Below are 19,104 nucleotides of genomic sequence, written 5' to 3' on the forward strand. Positions count from 1 at the left end.
ATCATACAGTAATTGCATTGAAATATATATTAAATACCGATTAAATTTGCACGAGGAGAAAATATGCAGGGGAAGTATCCGGTAATAACATTGTGTGGAAGTACCAGGTTTAAAGAGCAGTTCATGGAGGCTCAGAAAAAGCTCACGCTTGAGGGAAACATTGTCATCAGCGTGGGGCTCTTTGGCCATTCCGGCGATCAGGAAGTCTGGGAGAAACATTTCTGTGAAGATGCCTGAGGGGCAGGGCGTCAAAAAGGCTGCCACACTAAATTAGTGCGACAGCCCCATTATGATATTAGAGAGATAGCGCAGCCTTGTAGCCGCCTTCTTTATGAATCTCGCGCATGTATTCATCTGCGGAATGGATATGCAGTGGGCCAAGCTTTTGGAATGTCTCAGTAATTCCGGATTGTCGATCAAAGAAATGAAAAAATATGTGGATTTATGCATCATTGGAGACATTGCGCATAGCATTATCTTCCTCATCTCAACCACGTTTAAAAATATTTATTCATGAATTCGGAACTCACTTCGATACTCTTTACCGGATCATTGTCAATCCAGTTCATGTGAGTTTCCAAAATAACTGCCATAACACCCTTTTCCTTTATGACTTCAGAAAGGCACTTAAGATTCATATTGCCTTTTCCAAGTTCTGTGGCCTTTTCTTTAAGGATGGGTGTCATATATGGTCCTTTTTGAGTGTTTCCTCTGTCATTAATATGCCAGTACTTAAGACGTGAACCGAGCTTTTCTATTATTGGATAGACGTCAGCTCCTCCGTCAGTCATCCAATATGTGTCCAGCTCAAAATTCACATATTCACCGTCAGTGTTTTCTATAATCACATCATAAGCTGTCTTATTCGTTGAAACCTTCTGCAATTCACAGTTGTGATTATGATATAAAAGCTTTACGCCGTGTTCTTTCAGAGCTTTTCCTGCAGTATTTAACCGCTCTGCCAGACTCTCAACCTCGTTTAAATCGCTATAATCAAACCTGTACATTCCTGTTATAACAACTACGTCTGTGCCATAGCTTTTTGCAAGATTCGCAACTTTCTCAGGATCTGCTTCTATTGCACCGAGATTTGAATGCATACTGCTTACCTTGAGCCCGCTCTCATAAATAAGCGTATGCCAATCCTGATTACCGCTGTTTCCTATGTCCATTCCACCAAATTTTGTCAAAAGCTTTACTATAAAAGAAGATTTTTCTATCATGAAATCATTTATCTCTATATAATCATATCCGGCAGCCTTAACATGTTTCAAAGCGTCAAGCGTAGTGTCGTAATTATCTGATACTGTACCGAGCATAATCTGCTGCACACCTTTTATTACAGTATTCTCCTGAGTATTAAGCTGTGCACTGAAATAATCAGCTATTTCTTTTCTTGTAACTTCATAAGGTCCTGCTGTGGCATTTAGATATATATTTCTTATCAAAAAGGCAATAATCATGCACAACACGGCAATTAAGACGGTGAATATCAGCGGCTTTTTTTCATTTAACTTTCTCATTTTAGATACTTATATTTCCTTTCGGTTTATTTTTGCTTATAATATAATCATCATGTGTTGATTTCAACCGACAAATATTTTACTTCTGTTGATTTCAGAAAAGGAGTATCAATGACTGCCTCCGGAGAGACCAAGATTTTACATACAAAAGAGCGTATAAGAAATTCCCTTATACAAATGCTTGGAAATATCACTATAGAAAAGATAACTATAAAGGAATTATGTATGACAGCCGGCATAAACAGGACAACTTTTTATAAATATTATGGCAGTCAATATGACGTGTTAAACGAAATTGCTTCAATATATATATCTAAAACAACCGCTCTGCTTATGGAGAATTTAGCCGAGGATCGGAAAATAGCTGATGATTTGGTGAATGCACTTCAGTTCATAAAAGACAATGCGGATTTTTTTATCTTATTTCTGGGAAAAGATAACTTAAATCCTATATCAGATATAAGCTCATTACTACCGGATTTTAATAAATTTGTGCTGGCATCTATGCGTAATTCATCTATCACAGAATATGAAAAAAAATATCTGTCCTCCTATGTTTTACACGGAAGTGTCAAAATGATAAGCGACTGGATATCTGACGGATGCAGCCTTAGCTGTCAGAAAATGTGCAGTTTAATATTAAATGCATCCGGAAGAGTAATAGGAATATGAATTGTAGTAAATGAAAGGAGAATGCTATGGAAAACTTTACTTTTTACTCACCAACTTTTTTGCCTTTGGAAAAGACACAGAGAATGACGCCGGGAAATATGTTAAGCGTTTTGGCGGAAGCAAAGTTCTTATCCATTATGGCGGTGGCAGCGTAATCGATTCTTCAAAAGCTATCGCAGCCGGTATAACTGATACTGATATCATGGCGCATTTACATGAGAGATATCTTACAAATTCAAAGGATGTTGAAGTAACAGACAGACTTATAGAAGGGCTCCTTATGATCCACGAAGGTCCACGAGTAATAGAAAATCCTGATAATTATGAAGCAAGAGCGAATATAATGTGGGCAGGAATGATGGCACATAACAATTTATAGGATTTATCTGGGGTGTGTGGCATTTGCCGCTGTATTTTTATCCTGCTCAGTTGCAGCATCAAAGGTTTGTGATGAACCCAATTTTTGTTGAAATAGTAATTGATGTGCTTTTCTTTGTGATAATCACACGGACAAAGTTCTTTAAAAAGTGATTGGATAGTATTAGATAAAATAAAAAGAAAAATGTTGGAGCCACGATAATGGAACGTGAAGAATTAAAAGAGGCAATTGTTAGGGATTTAAACTCTGAGGAATACCCATTTGTTGTAGAAGTAAAAGGGAATACGGTTATTGGACACTGGAAGGTACAAGAGGTGCCTCAGAATGTGGATGAAAAGAAGCTACGATCTTTTTCTGTGAAGTACAAGCTTCGAAAAAACAAGACCTTTTGCGGTGGCGAAATGACAGCACAGCGTTATGATTATACTCCACCGACGAGTACGCAAACGAAAACCGTGTATTCGGTTTCGGCTTCGGATAATCTGCCTTGGAGAAAAAAGGTTGATGCGAAGGATTATCCTAATATCAGCTATGATGCTCAAAAGTTGTATTCCATTATAGAACAATATCTGATGAACAATGGTTTTTTCTATCGTCCAGGTGTATGGAATTCTGCATACATTGATTGGAATGCTGGATTTAAGCTCCGTGTTGTAGGTGTTTTGTTTATTTTGGTGGGATGCTTTGTATTTGGGGGATGTATAGAAACTGGAGTTTTATTATTTCAGTTATTTCCTCTTATCTATGTTGTTGTCGGGATAGGGGTGCTTCTAATTGGCCTGGGGAAGGTGAAATTTTATGATCTAAGGCGGGATATTGCTATAAAGGTGATATTGGGAATTATTATAGGTGGATGGCTGGTGGTGTTTGCGTTTATTCTTTTGACATCGTTTACAAGCTTTAAGAATGGGGAGATTCCGCTGACATTTATTCTGGTGACTATAGTTTTCTTGGGGCAGCAGGTAGATGAAGGGCTGTTCCTGCAGGATAACATTTCCAATCTGTCGCATGTTTTAGGCGGTATTGTTGGCGCTATTGTGGGGTACAGGCTGAACAAGAAGTGATGATGTGAGATTCGATTACGGATCGAGGAAGAAATATGCTTAGGATAGCAATTGTTGAGGATGAAAAAGAATATCAGGCAAGTCTTGTTGAGTACCTTAGCAGATATGAAAAAGACCATAACGATAGTTTTATTGTAAGAACCTTTTATGATGGTATAGATATACTGGATGACTATACATCGGATTATGATCTTATCTTTCTTGATATACATATGAAACATCAGGATGGTATGACAACAGCGAAAAAGATAAGAGAATTAGATCCTGATGTGATCATAGTCTTCATAACTGCACTTGCTCAGTATGCGATAGAAGGCTATAAGGTTAATGCTTTGGATTTTATATTAAAGCCGGTTGTATATGAGCAGCTTGTCGTTACAATGGACCGGGTGCTGAAAACATCTGATAAGTTTCGGAAAGATAAGACACTTATTGTTCTTGATGATGGTGCGAAGCGGAAAGTGTCTGTCAGTGATATTTATTACATCGAGGTAGTGGCGCATGATGTATTTGTTCATTGCAGTCTTGGTACTTTGGAGCACAAGCGAAGCACTCTTACCGCAATGGCAGAAGAATTATCGGACTATAATTTTGTAAAAGCGGGCCAGTCTCAGCTGGTTAATCTTAAATATGTTGATCAGATAAATGGAGACATAGTACGGGTTCATGGTGAGGATATTTACCTAAGCAGGAGTCAGAAAAAGAATTTTTTGGCTGCATTTGCGCAGTATGTAGGAGCGGAAATATAGATGGACGGATTCAATTTCAGATATCTGCTGGAGATGCTGATGCCAACTATTGGGCTCTGCATAGTAATTGGAAAAAGAAAAAATGGACTTATAAAGGCAATATGTTGCATTGCTGTAAGTCAGATTTTTAACTATGCTATGATTTTGGCGGCAAAAAATGTTGGCTATGCCGAAACAGAGATCATAACCGGGATGGCAGGATATGCTTTTATTATCGGATGGTTCATAGTTTCGTGGCTTTTTGTTGTGGCCTCAATATATTTGTGGACCGAGGTAACGTTATATGAGGCTGTATACATTTTTGCAGTTAGTTATTCCATAGAACATATCTTTTATTGCATAAGGTCGTTAGTTGAGTATGTTTTAAATGGTAAAATCCTGGCAGATCAGCCTGTTATATACATGGCGTGCCTCATTGGTTCATTTCTTTTGGCTTACTATTGGTTTGCCAAGGGAACGGTGAAAAATGGCAGATTTTATGTTGAGACGGTTACTGCTACTTCGGCAACTATCGGAATTCTGCTTATTGTATGGCTTCTTAGTCTGGTATCGGGGATTTTTGGATTTACTTATCTTCATTGCATTTATGCGATCTTGAGCTGCATTTTTATACTTTCTAACCAGCGTGCGCAGCTTATCAGGGAGAATGAAAGGGCGGAGTTTAAGGTCAAGGAGCAGATTTGGAAGGATACTCAGGCAAGATATGAGATTTCAAAAGATGCCATGGCTATCGTAAACCAGCATTATCATGATATGAAACATCAGATAAGTGCGCTGGCTAGTATGGAAGATGATGAGAAACGGCGTGGGATTCTATCTGAGATGGAAAATGATATAGCGGTGTATGATGCAGTTGTCAGAACAGGAAATGAGTACCTGGATACGGTTCTTACAGAGAAAAAACTGATCTGCCATAGTAAGCATATTCAGATGAGTTGTATCGCAGATGGTTCACAGCTTTCTTTTATGGAGGAGATAGATCTTTATACGCTGATGGGGAATGCCCTTGATAACGCGATTGAAGCAAACGAGAAGATAGCGGATACAGCAAGGCGCTGGATTTCTGTTCAGATACAGGACAAAAAAGGAATTGTTCTTGTTGAAATTATTAACCCATATGAAGGGGATATAAAGATGAATGGGGATGTTCCGGAGACATCAAAAGAGGATAAAATAAGTCACGGCTTTGGAAGCGGCAGCATTAAGGCAATCACTGAAAAATACAAAGGCCAGATGATAATAAAGACCGATAATAACAAATATCTTCTCAGGCTGATTTTTACAGAAAATGGCAACTGAATTACCGGATTTGACAAAGAAAAAGCAGGATATGACAAAACCTGCTTTTTTTATTTGCAAAATGATAATCTCATAGCACAGAAAACGCGCATTTTTTAAAGGAGAGGGTTATGAGTAAAGGAAGAAAAATAGTCGGAACAATCATACGCAGCATTCTGATAGTATTTTTGGCCATGATCATAGTTGCGTTAAATAGCATTTTACCAAACTATGCAAGAATGGCTGACAGTATGATAGGTGGTATTAATACGAAGAAGGACAATTCCAAGGTCGATACTACGGGACTTGATCTTGAGTATAACAAAGCGGATTATACAAAAGATTCAATCAAGGAGGCAGAAGCAGAGCTTCATCAGAGGATTGCTGATGAGGGCACGATTCTTTTGAGTAATGAAGAAAGTGCACTTCCTAAAGCAGCAGATTCAGTCTTTAGCTTTTTTAGTGTTAATTCAGCGACTGTTACTGCTAATGGTTCAATGACTGGCGGAAGAAGTCTTAAAGACATTTTCAGTAATGCAGGAGTGGCGTTAAATACAGAATTATTTGAATTTTATAAGGAACAGTCCAAGAACTATGGACTTGGCAGCGGCTCAATATCATATGGTGATGTAGAGGATTTCAGTATCAACGAGGTGCCGCTTTCAGTACTTCTTGAAAATGGATCAGTAATGGATTCGGTAAAAGGAACTGTGCCAGTATATTTTCTTAAGAGAGTAGCAGGCGAAGGAAGAGACATGCCAAGATCCATGTACAGCCATGCATCTTCTGAAGAGGATAAGGCAAGGACATATCTTGAGCCCGACAGCACTGAACTTGAGATTCTGTCATATCTGAATGAGAATTTTGATGAGATTATTCTTGTCAGCAATTCAAATGCAGCGCTTGATTTTGATTTCATTAAGGATTTTCCTAACATAAAAGCAGTTATCTCAGCTACAGCAATAGAGTCACTGCCATACATTTTGACAGGACAGGTGAACCCATCAGGAAGGACTGTTGATACATTTGCCTCAGATCCTCTTTCTTCACCTTCTGCTATGAACTTTGGTGACTATCAGTATTCAGACACAAACGGGAATCTGACCAAGTACAATTATGTTACATATGAAGAAGGTATCTACGTAGGTTACAAGTATTACGAAACCAGATATGAGGATGTTGTTTTAAAACAGGGAAATGCCAGTGATTATGATTACACATCTGAGGTTGTTTATCCTTTTGGATATGGACTTTCATATACAACATTTGAGTGGTCAGACATGGATGTTTCCTGGAGTGATGATACATGTAATATAACAGTAAACGTTAAGAATACAGGATCTGTATCCGGTAAGGATGTTGTAGAGATCTACGCTCAAAGTCCATATACTCAGTATGACATTGATAATGGTGTGGAAAAATCATCTGTTCAGCTCGTGGCTTATGAAAAGAGTGGGGAACTTGCTCCGGGGGAAAGCGAGACAGTAAAGCTTTCATTTGATAAGGCACAGCTCAAAGCCTATGATTCAAGCAATGCAAAGACATATATTTTTGACGCAGGCGATTATTACATCACAGCTGCAAAGAACGCTCACGCAGCTATAAACAATATTCTTGCGGCAAAAGATGTATCATCAGCTCTTGTCAGCACATCAGGCTTGTCTTCAGAGAATGTGACTAAGGGCGGAGATATTTCTTTTGTAAGCCTGTATACTCCTGATAATGCAGATGTAGATACAGTTACTTATGCAAAAGACAGCTACTCAGGTGTAGATATTACTAACAGACTTGATGATGCAAGAGGTGAGAATACCTATCTTACAAGAAGTGACTGGACAGGTACTTTCCCAACACATGATGGAGTACCAAGTGCTCAGATAAGCACATGGGGAAATGAGATAAATGGAAGTGACGGAGTATCTTATACGTATACAAAGACTGCTTCAGACGAACTTATAGCACAGTTTGACAGTTTTGATTCGGGAACGACGGTAGATAAGGCATCACTTTCAGAGACTAAGATTGTATACGGTGCTGATAATGGACTTAAGCTCATCGACCTCAGAGGCCTCGATTATGATGATCCATTATGGGATGATCTTTTGGATGAACTTACAGCTGAGGAAATTTATAATGCCATCGGTGTAAGTGGATATGGAATCGAATATATTAAATCTATAGAGAAGCCATTTAACATAGATGCGGATACAGCGTCAGGTCTTATCTATGGCGGAACCGGGGCTATGTTCCCGAGTGCAATGACACTGGCACAATGTTGGAACCCTGCCTTGGCTCTTGAGTTTGGAACGATGATAGGTAATGAGGGACTTCTTGGCGGCGCAGACGGATGGTATGCTCCTTCAATGAATATACACAGAACTCCTTTCTCTGGAAGAAATGGTGAGTATTATTCAGAAGACGCCTTCCTTTCAGGCGTAGTTGGCTCAAATGCAGCATACGGAGCTGCTTCCAAGGGTATGTATACTTACATTAAACATTTTGCATTCAATGATCAGGAAAATCACCGTGGAGACAGGGATGGCCAGTACAGTATTGCAACGTGGTTAAATGAGCAGGCTGCCAGAGAGATTTACCTTGTTCCTTTTGAAATGACAATGAAAGCCGGAAACGTGACTCTTAATTACGTTGAGAAGCAGGAAGATGGAAGTTATAAGAATGCTTCTAAAGAGATAAGAGCTTCGCAGGCAGTCATGACCTCTTTTAACAGAGTTGGTGCTACATGGGCCGGAGGAGATTATGGTCTGCTTACCGGAATTCTGCGAAATGAATGGGATTTTGATGGCCTTGTTATGACAGATAATGCTAATACAGGTGTCTACATGGACGGCTATCAGATGACTGAAGCGGGTGGAGATGTGAAACTAACATCGCTTCCTTCTGCAGCCAGATATAACTTTGATAAAAATGATCCTGCAACATATTATTACGCAAGAGAAGCAATGCATCATACTCTTTATACTGTAGTCAACAGTAAGGCCATGAATGGCGCCATGCCCGGAACAGTTATCAAGGACGGCACAAGAACTACTGATCATTTGGTGAGAATTGTAACTGTTGTATGCGTGCTGCTGATTATTCTTCAGATCTATAAGATATTCAGGCTTTACAAGCCTACAGCTAAAAAGCTCGCAAAGCTTAAGGAAAAAGCTGAGAAAAAGGCCGCAAAACAAGGCAATACCTAATTGATAGATAACATAGAAAAATACCACCAGTCCCGGTCAGGCTGGTGGTATTTTGATGCGCTTTGGCAGCAGTTAAAAATGCAGTTTATACAGTGGTTACAGGTTTTCCTCGCCCCTTTTTTTAGTTCCAGCAAAATTGGGATGAGGCTTTTTGTTTTTTCGGTAAGAGTGTATTCAACCCTTACAGGCATTTCATCGTACTGTTTTCTCTCAACTAGGCTGTCTGCCTCAAGCTCTTTTAAGGAATTGGCTAGCATAGTGTTGGTGATTCCGTGAATTGAGCGGCTTAATTCGCCGTATCTTACAACTTCATTTTTGTCGATGACGCATAGGATCATGATCTTCCACTTGCCGCCAACAGTATCGATAACTTTTTTTAAACCACAATCTTTTCCTGCGATATCTTCGCATAAAGGCTCTTTTGTCTCATTTTTTCTCAGGGTATCTTTTTCCTTACTAGATAAATAAAAACTGCGTACTTGATATAAAAAGTATACCACATTTAATAAAAGCATCAGCTGAGAAAAACAAGTAGTTTTGATGAATTTATTAGAAAGGCGCTGTTTATGAGAAAGGCAGTTAATGATGTAAAAAGATGTGTTGCCTGTGGTGTCTGCGCGTTGCAGTGTCCAAGAGAGGCTATAGACATCTATAGGGGCTGCCATGCAGCAGTGGATATCGATAAATGTGTTGGATGTGGTATTTGCGAAAAAGCATGTCCTGCCGGTTCAATCAGAGTAGAGGAGGTGCAGGATGGCATCCAATAAGAAGAAACACTGGTATGTTTACTGTTCGGTATTCCTGCATCAAAATATAACAAGAAGGTTCAGAAGGAAGAAACGGAGGAAGGACAATGAGCAAATATGTTTCACTGGACAAACGAAGTAAGAAACAGCAAAAAGAGTACCATTCCAAACAGAGACGCACCTGGGGAGATCTTAATCCAGTAACAAGGAGCGTTACAAACGGAAAGGCCTACAACCGCAAGAAAGAAAAAGAGAGAATCAGCAAAGAATTCAGGGATGGATTTGGAGCTGATTCTTTTATACTACAAATATAATGACAACTAATCTTACAGGTGCTATTATTCGATATATAAGAGAGAAGCGGAGCAGACAATAGAAGCTCCCGGAAAGGAAAAGAAAGAGACATGACAACAATGAATCGCAATTATTGCCTGTATAGCGAAAGTTATGAATCATCACTCCAGAGCAAATCAGAGTGGATGTTTAATTTCATGCGCTCATTTAAGGATAGGCAAATGCGAGAAAATGTTGTTTTGGCAAAGAACCGGATAGTATAGAGACCGGATCGGAAGCTTATAGATAAACATGTTTGCGTACCGCTTACCTTAGATGAAAAGGCAAGCGGTTTTTCTTTTGCCTCAAAATATGCAGAGTTGGCTCAACTGGTACAGCATCGGGAGCGACGCGAAGCTAGTCCCCGTAGGGGAAAAACCGACATTCCTTACGGATATCTGGGTTCGAATCCCAGGCTCTGCGCTATAGATTCGTGGTGTAATTGGCAGCACAGCAGTCTCCAAAACTGTTAGTCCGGGTTCAAGTCCTGGCGGGTCTGTTGAGTAGAGCACTTGGCGAGGTATTGCCGAGCTTAGTGCGAACCATGCAAGTTCACTTAGCAAGGTTCTTTCGAGCATAGTGAAGCTTGCGTATGCACGAGTGGCGAAGTTGGTAGACGCACCTGATTTAGGATCAGACGCTGAAAGGCATGTGGGTTCGAATCCCACCTCGTGTACTTGGCCAGAGGCCAGAAAGGAGTCGGAAATGACACAGAATATTCCAGCGATCGATATGGTCGCTACGGGACAGAGAATTACAGATTTAAGAGTGGCAGCCGGTATGTCTGTGAGGGATTTACAGGATGTGTTCGGTTTTGCTACTCCACAGGCGATTTACAAGTGGCAGCACGGAACTGCCATGCCAACACTGGACAATTTAGTCGTATTAGCAGCTGTTTTAGGTGTTGCTATGGATGACATTATCGTAGTCGAAGGGGAATGGCTTTATTCAATAAGCGCATGAACTGAATATAGATTGCAGGCGTTAGAGTGCCTGCGTATGGTCCCATAGCCTAATGGTTTAGGACGCTGGCCTTTCACGTCAGAGATACCGGGTTCAAGTCCCGTTGGGATCACTGTGGCTTCTTGGTCTAATTGGTAAGGACGTCAGCCTCTCAAGCTGGAAATGTCGGGTTCGAGTGCCGCAGGAGCTATTATGGGTGGGTATGCTTAGCAGCGAGGGCAAGGGTCTGTAAAACCCCCACATCAGAAACATCGCAGGTTCGAGTCCTGCTACCGCAGCTTTGGATACATAGCTCAATCGGCAGAGCGCCCGGCTGTTAACCGGGAGGTTGTGGGTTCAAGTCCCTCTGTATCCGCTTTTCCAGGATAGCGGGGGAAGTAGAGCATCCGCTTCATACGCGGAAGGTTATGGGATCCCTCGCAGAGCTCGGAGTCGCAAGCGTGGCATCCCCAGGATGCCTGCGACCCATTCCTGGGACTAATGATTTTTTGGTTGGTGATTTCATCAACCACGAGTTAACTGACAACTGTGCAGGGGAGGAATACTATTGTTAGTAGAGAATAGTAATGGAGGATAGTTACTATGAGTTGTCACGATATTGGGAGAGGAATTATATATACTCCGGGAGTTGTAGTGTTTAAAACAGACACAGCAGCTCCTGTTGTCATGCCAGAAACGCAGTGGTATGAAGTTGACGTTATTACCTGTGCTGCTCCTAATCTACGGGACAATCCAAGTAATCCATATAACAAGAACGAACAATTCTGAGTAGCAAGGTATTAGAATATGAGGCAAACCACTTATAGCGCAGGTTAAAGAGAATGGCAAATTGGCAGGAAAGATGCTTGTTATGGTTGAGAGCACTTTAGAGGTACACAAAACTGATTCTTCACTTAATTCCTTTACTTTGAACTATTTTTTCAATATTTTCTCACATAATCGTATCTCACCATTATCTTACATTAAAAAAATATAAAAATGCATTAAAACCTTTAAAAACCATTAAAAAACATTAAAATCCATTAAATATACTATAAAGTCATTAAAAGCCTTTAAAAAGTGATATAATACCATTAACAGGAGGTATCACTTTCATGAACAAATCAGCTGAAATTTTTAAGCCAGGGGCATTACCTGTGACTACTTATATTTCCAGAGAAGCTGCGCTAGGTTTTACTTATGAGGAGAGACTTGAGCAGGCGTTAAATATGTCTGGGTACATAACACTTATTTCCGGTCCATCCAAAATAGGAAAAACGGTACTGTGTGAAAGAGTTGTGGGAATCGACAACCTTGTAGAAGTATTGGGTTCAGACTTTTTGAATAAAGAAAATGTATGGAAGACAATCGGTGCAAAGGCAGGGATGCCTTTATCGGGAATGGTTACTACAGGAAATACTGATAATTCTATATCTGAGGAGTACATTGTAACACGAGAAAATGTTATAGCTTATTATCAGGCGCATGAACTTGTGCTGCTTATTGATGATTTTCATTACGCAAGCGAAGAAATACAGCGATTTTTATCGCAACAGCTGAAAGATGCTATCAGGAAAGGACTAAAGGTAATAATATCTTCGCTTCCTCACAGATGTGACGATGCAATCAGAACCAATCCTGATCTGCAGGGACGTATAAGTATAATCGATATTAAGCCCTGGTCTAAGGATGAACTGAGACAGATTCCAAGAAAAGGATTTGAGCAGCTTGGAATACATGTTGATGATAAGTATATTGAAAGCTTAGTCGGCGAGAGCCTTGCATCACCTCAATTGATGCAATTGTTATGCCTGAATCTGTGTGTGCTTATAAAGGCAGATTCTGGTAATGCAGTTGATGTTAGCGAAGAGATTATAAAAAAAGCTTATAAGTTTTCAACTCTGAACCTGGACTTTAAAAATGTCACTGCTGTTATCAGTAATGGAAAGACAAAACGTGGTAGAGAACGAAAAAAATATTGTACAAGCAAGGGAGAGTTGGATTTATATTCGCTTATACTTGAAGCTATTGCTCAGGATCCGCCAATAGAGGAGATTGGATTCGATGACCTGTTGACGAGAATCAATAAAACAATTGTTGGAGATGATAAGGTTACACCTAAATCATTAAAAGAATATCTGGGCAACATACAGGAAGTCCTAAACGATAAAAACAGAACTTTTGAGGTTCTTGAGTGGAGAGATAACGTACTGTATGTTATAGAAGCATTATTCTTATTCTATTTACGTTGGGGGCGCAATGAACAGGGAACAGAGTATTGAGTTTATTCAGGCTATAGAAGACACTAAATCGTTAGAAAGAGCAATTTTAGATATCATAGATGAATTGAAATCAGAGGGCTCCAAAGAAATCGCAGATGGCTTAGAGCAGCTTATACCGATATCAAATAATAGATTTTCTGTAATTGGCCAGAAGGAACTATTACAGGAATCCAAAAGAAGAGCTATCAGCATACTTAAGAGTGAACCCCAATTTAATCACGTCAGCGAGAAAGAAGCATGTTGCATCGTTGAGAGAGTATTAGGAAATGTGCAGCTTTATCTGCAGGATATGTTTAAGCGACAGCCACATACTAAATGTACTGACAGTATTTTAAGTATGCAAAAGTGTTTTGATATTGGTAATGAATATGATCTGCAACATATAGTATATGCTCTGCTAAGAGCAGTGTTTCCGCTTGCCAGAATAGAAGAGTATCAGGATGCAGGAGCGTGTGCTGTTAGAAAAGACATATGTATTGATGAGTTTGACATTGCGATAGAGTTAAAATGTACAAGAGATAGCCTTTCCGCTAAAAAGCTTTCAGAGGAAGTAGCATCTGACATTGTTCACTATGATAATAAAAATATTTTCTTTTTAATATATGATAAAGCCAGAATAATAGACAATATCGATGTATTTAGGGATACCTATGAGAAAACTGACATGAGTAAAAACGTTAAGGTGTTTGTGATGCTATAGAAACCGATAGACATTCCTCGGCATCTTTTTTGGCCAAGGGAATTGCACAAATAGCCAGTATGGATGTTTTTAAATACAAAAAATAATAGTTAGCTGTCTGGCTGAGATGGATGAAATATAGTCGTAATACTGAGCATCAGCTCATGAGTGCGCTGCACTTGTGGCTGGTGCTTTTTCTTTTGTTCGAAAATCTCGAACATAAAGTTCTATTTCTAGGAGAACGTAATATTCCGTCACGTTCCGTAGAATTACATATGTGGAGCAGAGCTCTTACAGACCGTATTTTGGTCTGTTAGTGCGAGCCCTGCAGGTGTACTTATTGAGAACGAGCAGGATGCGAAGTTCGAAATTAGTACAAATGTAAAGCAAGAGGTACAGCTTAGCCGGCTAACCTGACCTCCGGGTTTCAAACAGGAGGTGCGATATGAGCATTAGAAAAACATATGATAAGTGCCTTAGGGAGTTGAACGAGGTACTAAAAGCAACGCTGACCGGTGTAGGAATAACGGCAGGTATTGCACTAATAACTGTGGTAACTGCAGGAATGTTTGCACCAGCAATTGCCGTTATGTTGGTGGAATCTAATTTTGCAGGACTGAGTGGTGCAGCACTTACAAGTGCGTGCTTGGCATATCTTGGTGGCGGGGCGATTGCATTCGGTGGTTTGGGTATGGCTGGTGGTACCGCTGCAATAGAAGGAGGCGGTGCAATTCTTGGATTAGGAGTTGGAGCTGGAGTTGGAGGCACTGTTGGAGCCAAGGCTATTGTGGGAAAACAGGCAACTATAATGCAATCCGCGAAGCTGATGGTATCAGTTAGAGAAATATTCTTGAATGATGAGCATGACGTTAAGTATTCAAATACTGTCTATGAGCAGTATGTTAATAACGCGAAGAATCTGGAAATTGAACTCGCAAAACTGAAAGCACGTGAGAAAGTGGCTAGTAAGGAAGAGAAGAAGGAGATGAAAAACCAGATTAAGAATCTTGAGGATAGCTTACATGCAATGAAGATTGCAATGAATAGTATGCTTAAGTTTAATAGTGCATTTGAAGTGGGATTGGGAGAAATTGAGTAAATAAGCTCCTATGATATCTATGTTTGGGACTATCACAATGTGGTAGTCTTGTTTTTTTGCTATAATTTAAAAAGCTGATAACTGCAAGAAGGACACTTAACATGAGCAAAAAGAAACACCCACCAAAAATAAAACACTATTCAGATCTGAAGCAGCGTGCCAAGGCTCTCTGCACAAATCTGATGTACGCAATATACAAGGACCAGATAAAGGAAGGCTTTTCTGACGAAGAAGCCCACAAGCGAGTTGTTGAAGTACTGAACAACAGAAGCATACATTTATTCCCTGAAGAAGCTGCTGAGAGGTATGAGCACAAGAAGAATCACTTTGCTAAGCGCCTTCAGAGAGATAATGTGCCAGCGAATCTGAACAAGATGGAAGCAATCTATCAGAAGGCCAATGAGACTCTTAAAGCATTGAAAGCAAATATCTTTGATCTTCAGCACATGCAGGATGATCTTCAGAAGTTGTCTGACTACTATGGAAGTAAGCAGTGGAAAAAAGACTTTGAAGCGGATGAGCAAGGACTATATCCGGAAGATCTGAGGCGTGGAGTTTTATCTGAAGATGGCGTTTATAACCTGTTTGAGCAGAATAAAGAAATCATGGAAGTATTGAAACCATATCTTACAGAGAATGTAACCGAAGATTAAGATGGAGATAGAAGATGAGAATAGGTATTGTATCTGATACTCATGGGCTTCTTAGGAAAGAAGTGATAGAAGGCCTACAGGGAGTTGATCACATAATTCATGCCGGGGATATCGACAAGAAGGAAGTGCTCGATGAGCTGGAAAAGATCGCACCGGTCACTGCTGTCAGAGGAAACGCAGACAAAGATTGGGCAGTGTACCTTCCGGAGAAAGCACTCCTTGAATTTGAAGGCAATAAGATCTACGTGATTCATAACAAAGGAAAGATTGATGATTTCATTATGGATCTTCCCATAATTATTTATGGTCACAGCCATAAGTACTCCCTGGTAGAGAAGAACGGACAGGTTTGGTTCAATCCTGGATGTTGCGGAAAAAGAAAACCAGATCAGGAAGTGTCCTTTGCGATTCTTGAGATCAGAGGTAAGGGAGAGTTTTCTTTTGAAAAGAAAATTGTAAAGACCGAGGGCAGCATCAGCTCTCTTCCAAAGAACATAGATTCAATTATTTCCAAGGCAATGAAGCTTGCTGATAAGGGAGCTTCTCACGAAGAGATAGCTGCAAAGCTAAAAATATCAGAAGACCTTTCGGAACAGATCTGCAGGATGTATTTTACACATCCTGGGGTAGATGTTGCCGGGATTTTACAGAGAATAAGTAACTGAGAAGGAGAAAGGCAATGGAAAAGAAAGATTATAAGTTTTGGGGCTGGGAGAACGCAGATGTTTCTCCTATAACAGATGAATACAAGGGCATAAACAATCCTCGAGATCTGTACGACGCCTTATCAGAAATATGGTGTGCTGATACATGTGCTCCAAGAATGAGAGCAGATTGGACCGAGGACAATAAGACTCTGGGGCAGTGTTCCATAACAGCTTTCCTTGCACAGGATATCTTCGGCGGCAGGGTATATGGAATAGAAAGAGCTGGCGGCAACTACCATTGCTATAACGTAATCGGGGACTGTGCATTTGATCTGACAAGCGAGCAGTTCGGAGATGAAAAGCTGGACTACACTGATAATCCCGAACAGTTCCGTGAGGTGCATTTTGGAAAAGAGGAAAAGAGACTCCGCTACGAGTTTCTTAAGAAGAGGTTGAAAGAAAAAGATGAGTAAACTAAAGGTTTGCCTTAGGCATATTTCAGAAGTCTTTTTATATGAATACTATTGCCTGGGCGATGATGAATATGAAATATCCGATGAGGATACTTTGACACCACACAAGGAGAAGGCAAAAGGCCTTTTGCTTTCCGGCAATTATTCAGGTGCTCAACAAGAGTGGCTTGCTGCACACCTTGAGAATCCGGTGGATATGGAAGTGATACTTGGAATCATTTTGTGTTGCAAACAGCTTGGAGATGCAGAAGGAGAGTATTCATACACTACTGAGTCATTTAACTACTGTTGCACCAGAGCAGAACTTGCAGCATATTACAGAAACCTTGGATGGTACTATCTTGAGAAGTATAAGCCGGAAGTCTCAGCAGCATGTTATCTCTACAGCAAATATTTTGAGGATTCTCAGCAGGCTGATGCAGAACTGGAATTCCTGGAGAAGGCAATTGGTAAGAAGATTGCAGAAAAAGATCTGAATCAGATCCAGAAGCTTCTTAAGGATAACGAAATTCCTACAGCAGCCAATTCTGTGACGCTTGCTCTTTTGTACAAGGCTGCAGAAGAGGCGGAGAATGCCGGCGACAAAGATCAGGCACTTGACTGTTACAGGATGGTTTATGATCTAACTGCAGATGAAGAGGTTGGCAAAAGAATTAGTGGGTTCAGTTCATGACACTTAAGGAAGCATACAAGATCCTTGGCGCATCCAAGCTGGATGACGATCGGGAAATAAAAGCAAAATACAAAAAGCTTCTCATTTTGTACCATCCAGACTCGGATCCAACCAGGAAAAGAAATCCTGAGGACGACGAAAAGATAAGACAGGTCATTGAAGCTTATAAAAAGATCAAGGAATCTGAGGGAGAGCCCTACTTCGATACCTACGAGTTTACCTGGGATGCCTTTGAGAATAAGGATGCATTTTCCGATAGAAACATCTATTTCCAGTTCAAGATGTATGATGAGAAACTGCCACTTTCCAAGATGGCCAGAGGAAGATTTGTCTGGGATCCTGATATGGAGGAGTTCAGGCTCTTTTCCAAAAGCGTTCTGGAAGCCTGCAAGGATATCATTACAGACTATAGTGCAATACTCACGCCTGATAAGGTAAAAGACATCTTTCATCTCATGATGCAGGAATATGTCCTTCCGGCAGATGCAGCAAGAAAGATTGGCAAGAAGGTCCGTGAGGATGGCGACGTAGAAGTTTTTACTTTCAATGGATTTGTAAAAGAGAACCCTTCAGATCCGAAAGTGACGGCACCAACTATAGGGGAGCCTTTGAATATTTTTCTCAGAGAAGATAGGGCTGTGGTAGAAGAAATAGTAACAGGCAAGGTGCTTGGGACAGTATCCTTTGATGAGGATGAACTTTACTATGTGGTGCTTCCGCTTCTGGAAGATCCGAAAGTGCAGGCACATGCTTCAGTTACCAAAGTTGAAAAGAACCGCAGATTTGGGAAGCGGATGAATGTCGTGATTGAGCTGACAATACCAAAGACCCTGAAAGATACTCCTGTTGCTAATGGGAAACTTATAGAGAAATTGATACGGGCATAAAAAAGTACCTCCACCGGGAGCCTGCCGCAGTGAAGGTACCTTTACCTTTTTGGAAGATTGTTCATCGTGTATCTTCCTCCTTTCTCTTGCTACCATGTATATCGGATGGTAGCATCAAGGACTTAACCAATTGAAATGGTTTTCCTTTGATGATATTATTTTAATCAATTTTAGATACAGAATACATAACAGAATCTGCGTGATAACGACATTTATTTTTCTTTTTGAGATAAGCTTAATATAGATTTCTAAGACTTCGTTGCGATTGTGACGGAGTCTTTTTTGTTTTATAACACAATATATTGTACTTTTTATGGTGCAAGATGCCTCGGATGCCACATCATATAGTTGTCATTTTTATGGGACTTTAAAATATTATATACTGTGATTATAGAAAAAAGATATATGGGGATGAATTAGTCAGCGTAGTTGTTTGGAAAGGATGTGATAGCATGATTGACTTGATTCTTGATCTGATTTTTATAGGAGCAATAGTTATAGCACTTGCACCGGTTTTACTTGGATTGTACGGAGTGTTCCTGGTGCTGAAGATCTTTTTTATCTCTTTTACCAAGGGAGTATGGTATGTATGCAGTTGTCCATGCTACTGGATTATAAGACGAAGGCGATAATGCGGAGGATGTGGGAGTATGAGCAGACTCATTTACTGGATAAAGAAATGCATCAATAGGAATAACAGATTCTGTAAACACTTCTGCGTGACCTGCGAGTTTTATGAAGTCTGTAGAAGAGATGGGGAGCTTGGTTGAGAAATCGAATGATAAATATATGTTGGGGGAGGGGATGATTATATATCATTTC

General features: G+C 40.1%; 22 protein-coding genes and 7 tRNA genes. 27 read left to right on the top strand and 2 right to left on the bottom strand.

Translation table 11 applies throughout. From position 1 onward, the window contains the following. Positions 1–63: 63 nt before the first annotated feature. Entirely contained in the window at positions 64–237 is a 174-nt protein-coding gene (locus tag BM086_RS20995; RefSeq protein ID WP_175560282.1) for a hypothetical protein, read from the top strand. 260 nt (positions 238–497) lie between these two features. On the opposite strand, the gene BM086_RS13795 is transcribed toward BM086_RS20995, so the two are convergent. Beyond that, a complete protein-coding gene (locus tag BM086_RS13795) occupies positions 498–1,523 on the bottom strand; it encodes a sugar phosphate isomerase/epimerase family protein (RefSeq protein ID WP_242952208.1) in 1,026 nt (341 codons plus the stop codon). Positions 1,524–1,634: 111 nt separating this feature from the next. Here BM086_RS13795 and BM086_RS13800 point away from each other — a divergent pair, with 111 nt between their 5' ends. From BM086_RS13800 to BM086_RS13825, 6 genes are all read left to right on the top strand, one after another. Further along, positions 1,635–2,195, top strand: a complete 561-nt coding sequence (locus BM086_RS13800) for a TetR/AcrR family transcriptional regulator (protein WP_022779431.1) — start codon at positions 1,635–1,637, stop codon at positions 2,193–2,195. 10 nt (positions 2,196–2,205) lie between these two features. Continuing rightward, positions 2,206–2,574: an iron-containing alcohol dehydrogenase gene (locus BM086_RS21000; protein ID WP_330391608.1), complete on the top strand. Its 369-nt coding sequence runs from the start codon at positions 2,206–2,208 to the stop codon at positions 2,572–2,574. A gap of 200 nt (positions 2,575–2,774) precedes the next feature. Continuing rightward, positions 2,775–3,638 carry a hypothetical protein gene (locus BM086_RS22095; protein ID WP_330391609.1) on the top strand — a complete coding sequence of 288 codons (864 nt, stop codon included), beginning with the start codon at positions 2,775–2,777 and terminating at the stop codon, positions 3,636–3,638. Between the two features lie 35 nt (positions 3,639–3,673). After that, positions 3,674–4,387: a LytR/AlgR family response regulator transcription factor gene (locus BM086_RS13815; RefSeq protein WP_026668803.1), complete on the top strand. Its 714-nt coding sequence runs from the start codon at positions 3,674–3,676 to the stop codon at positions 4,385–4,387. After that, positions 4,388–5,686: an ATP-binding protein gene (locus tag BM086_RS13820; RefSeq protein WP_092327762.1), complete on the top strand. Its 1,299-nt coding sequence runs from the start codon at positions 4,388–4,390 to the stop codon at positions 5,684–5,686. A 110-nt stretch (positions 5,687–5,796) separates the two neighbouring features. Next, entirely contained in the window at positions 5,797–8,868 is a 3,072-nt protein-coding gene (locus BM086_RS13825) for a glycoside hydrolase family 3 N-terminal domain-containing protein (protein WP_092327765.1), read from the top strand. Here BM086_RS13825 and BM086_RS13830 read toward each other — a convergent pair. Further along, positions 8,865–9,383, bottom strand: a complete 519-nt coding sequence (locus BM086_RS13830; RefSeq protein WP_092327768.1) for a winged helix-turn-helix transcriptional regulator — start codon at positions 9,381–9,383, stop codon at positions 8,865–8,867. The genes BM086_RS13825 and BM086_RS13830 overlap by 4 nt on opposite strands. A gap of 51 nt (positions 9,384–9,434) precedes the next feature. Between BM086_RS13830 and BM086_RS13835 the strand changes: the two genes are divergently transcribed. The 20 genes from BM086_RS13835 to BM086_RS20585 all read left to right on the top strand — a co-directional run bounded on the left by BM086_RS13835 (position 9,435) and on the right by BM086_RS20585 (position 18,914). Continuing rightward, on the top strand, positions 9,435–9,635 hold the full coding sequence (locus BM086_RS13835; protein ID WP_092327770.1) for a 4Fe-4S binding protein: 201 nt from the start codon (positions 9,435–9,437) through the stop codon (positions 9,633–9,635). Positions 9,636–9,721: 86 nt separating this feature from the next. Then, a complete protein-coding gene (locus BM086_RS13840; protein WP_092327773.1) occupies positions 9,722–9,928 on the top strand; it encodes a hypothetical protein in 207 nt (68 codons plus the stop codon). A gap of 333 nt (positions 9,929–10,261) precedes the next feature. Then, a tRNA-OTHER gene (locus BM086_RS21005) sits at positions 10,262–10,370 on the top strand. Between the two features lie 4 nt (positions 10,371–10,374). Continuing rightward, positions 10,375–10,446: transfer RNA gene (locus BM086_RS13845), tRNA-Trp, on the top strand. Between the two features lie 95 nt (positions 10,447–10,541). Continuing rightward, positions 10,542–10,623 (top strand) — tRNA-Leu (locus BM086_RS13850). Between the two features lie 29 nt (positions 10,624–10,652). After that, on the top strand, positions 10,653–10,910 hold the full coding sequence (locus BM086_RS13855) for a helix-turn-helix domain-containing protein (protein WP_044917036.1): 258 nt from the start codon (positions 10,653–10,655) through the stop codon (positions 10,908–10,910). A 38-nt stretch (positions 10,911–10,948) separates the two neighbouring features. Then, a tRNA-Glu gene (locus BM086_RS13860) sits at positions 10,949–11,022 on the top strand. Between the two features lie 4 nt (positions 11,023–11,026). Continuing rightward, positions 11,027–11,100 (top strand) — tRNA-Glu (locus BM086_RS13865). A gap of 6 nt (positions 11,101–11,106) precedes the next feature. Then, positions 11,107–11,187 (top strand) — tRNA-Tyr (locus BM086_RS21010). A 5-nt stretch (positions 11,188–11,192) separates the two neighbouring features. Beyond that, positions 11,193–11,265 (top strand) — tRNA-Asn (locus BM086_RS13870). 227 nt (positions 11,266–11,492) lie between these two features. Then, entirely contained in the window at positions 11,493–11,678 is a 186-nt protein-coding gene (locus BM086_RS13875) for a hypothetical protein (RefSeq protein ID WP_092327776.1), read from the top strand. A 326-nt stretch (positions 11,679–12,004) separates the two neighbouring features. Then, positions 12,005–13,171, top strand: coding sequence for an ATP-binding protein (locus BM086_RS13880; RefSeq protein WP_092327778.1), 1,167 nt, complete (start codon positions 12,005–12,007; stop codon positions 13,169–13,171). Beyond that, positions 13,149–13,871 carry a hypothetical protein gene (locus BM086_RS13885; protein WP_092327781.1) on the top strand — a complete coding sequence of 241 codons (723 nt, stop codon included), beginning with the start codon at positions 13,149–13,151 and terminating at the stop codon, positions 13,869–13,871. Before BM086_RS13880 ends, BM086_RS13885 begins: the two co-directional genes overlap by 23 nt. A 424-nt stretch (positions 13,872–14,295) precedes the next feature. Continuing rightward, complete coding sequence (locus BM086_RS13890; protein ID WP_092327784.1) at positions 14,296–14,949, top strand: hypothetical protein; 654 nt, start codon at positions 14,296–14,298, stop codon at positions 14,947–14,949. Positions 14,950–15,050: 101 nt separating this feature from the next. Then, the gene (locus BM086_RS21435) at positions 15,051–15,602 is read left to right on the top strand and encodes a DUF4298 domain-containing protein (protein WP_242952209.1); all 552 of its coding nucleotides are present in this window, start codon (positions 15,051–15,053) and stop codon (positions 15,600–15,602) included. 14 nt (positions 15,603–15,616) lie between these two features. After that, positions 15,617–16,267: a metallophosphoesterase family protein gene (locus tag BM086_RS13900; protein ID WP_092327787.1), complete on the top strand. Its 651-nt coding sequence runs from the start codon at positions 15,617–15,619 to the stop codon at positions 16,265–16,267. Between the two features lie 14 nt (positions 16,268–16,281). Next, entirely contained in the window at positions 16,282–16,722 is a 441-nt protein-coding gene (locus tag BM086_RS13905) for a YunG family protein (protein ID WP_092327789.1), read from the top strand. Beyond that, the gene (locus BM086_RS13910) at positions 16,715–17,395 is read left to right on the top strand and encodes a hypothetical protein (protein ID WP_092327792.1); all 681 of its coding nucleotides are present in this window, start codon (positions 16,715–16,717) and stop codon (positions 17,393–17,395) included. Before BM086_RS13905 ends, BM086_RS13910 begins: the two co-directional genes overlap by 8 nt. Beyond that, entirely contained in the window at positions 17,392–18,282 is an 891-nt protein-coding gene (locus BM086_RS13915) for a J domain-containing protein (protein WP_092327795.1), read from the top strand. The genes BM086_RS13910 and BM086_RS13915 overlap by 4 nt, the downstream gene beginning before the upstream one ends. A 452-nt stretch (positions 18,283–18,734) precedes the next feature. Beyond that, positions 18,735–18,914: a hypothetical protein gene (locus BM086_RS20585; protein ID WP_141107755.1), complete on the top strand. Its 180-nt coding sequence runs from the start codon at positions 18,735–18,737 to the stop codon at positions 18,912–18,914. Positions 18,915–19,104 lie beyond the last annotated feature (190 nt).

This window comes from Butyrivibrio sp. YAB3001 (genome assembly GCF_900112195.1).
GTDB lineage: Bacteria > Bacillota > Clostridia > Lachnospirales > Lachnospiraceae > Butyrivibrio.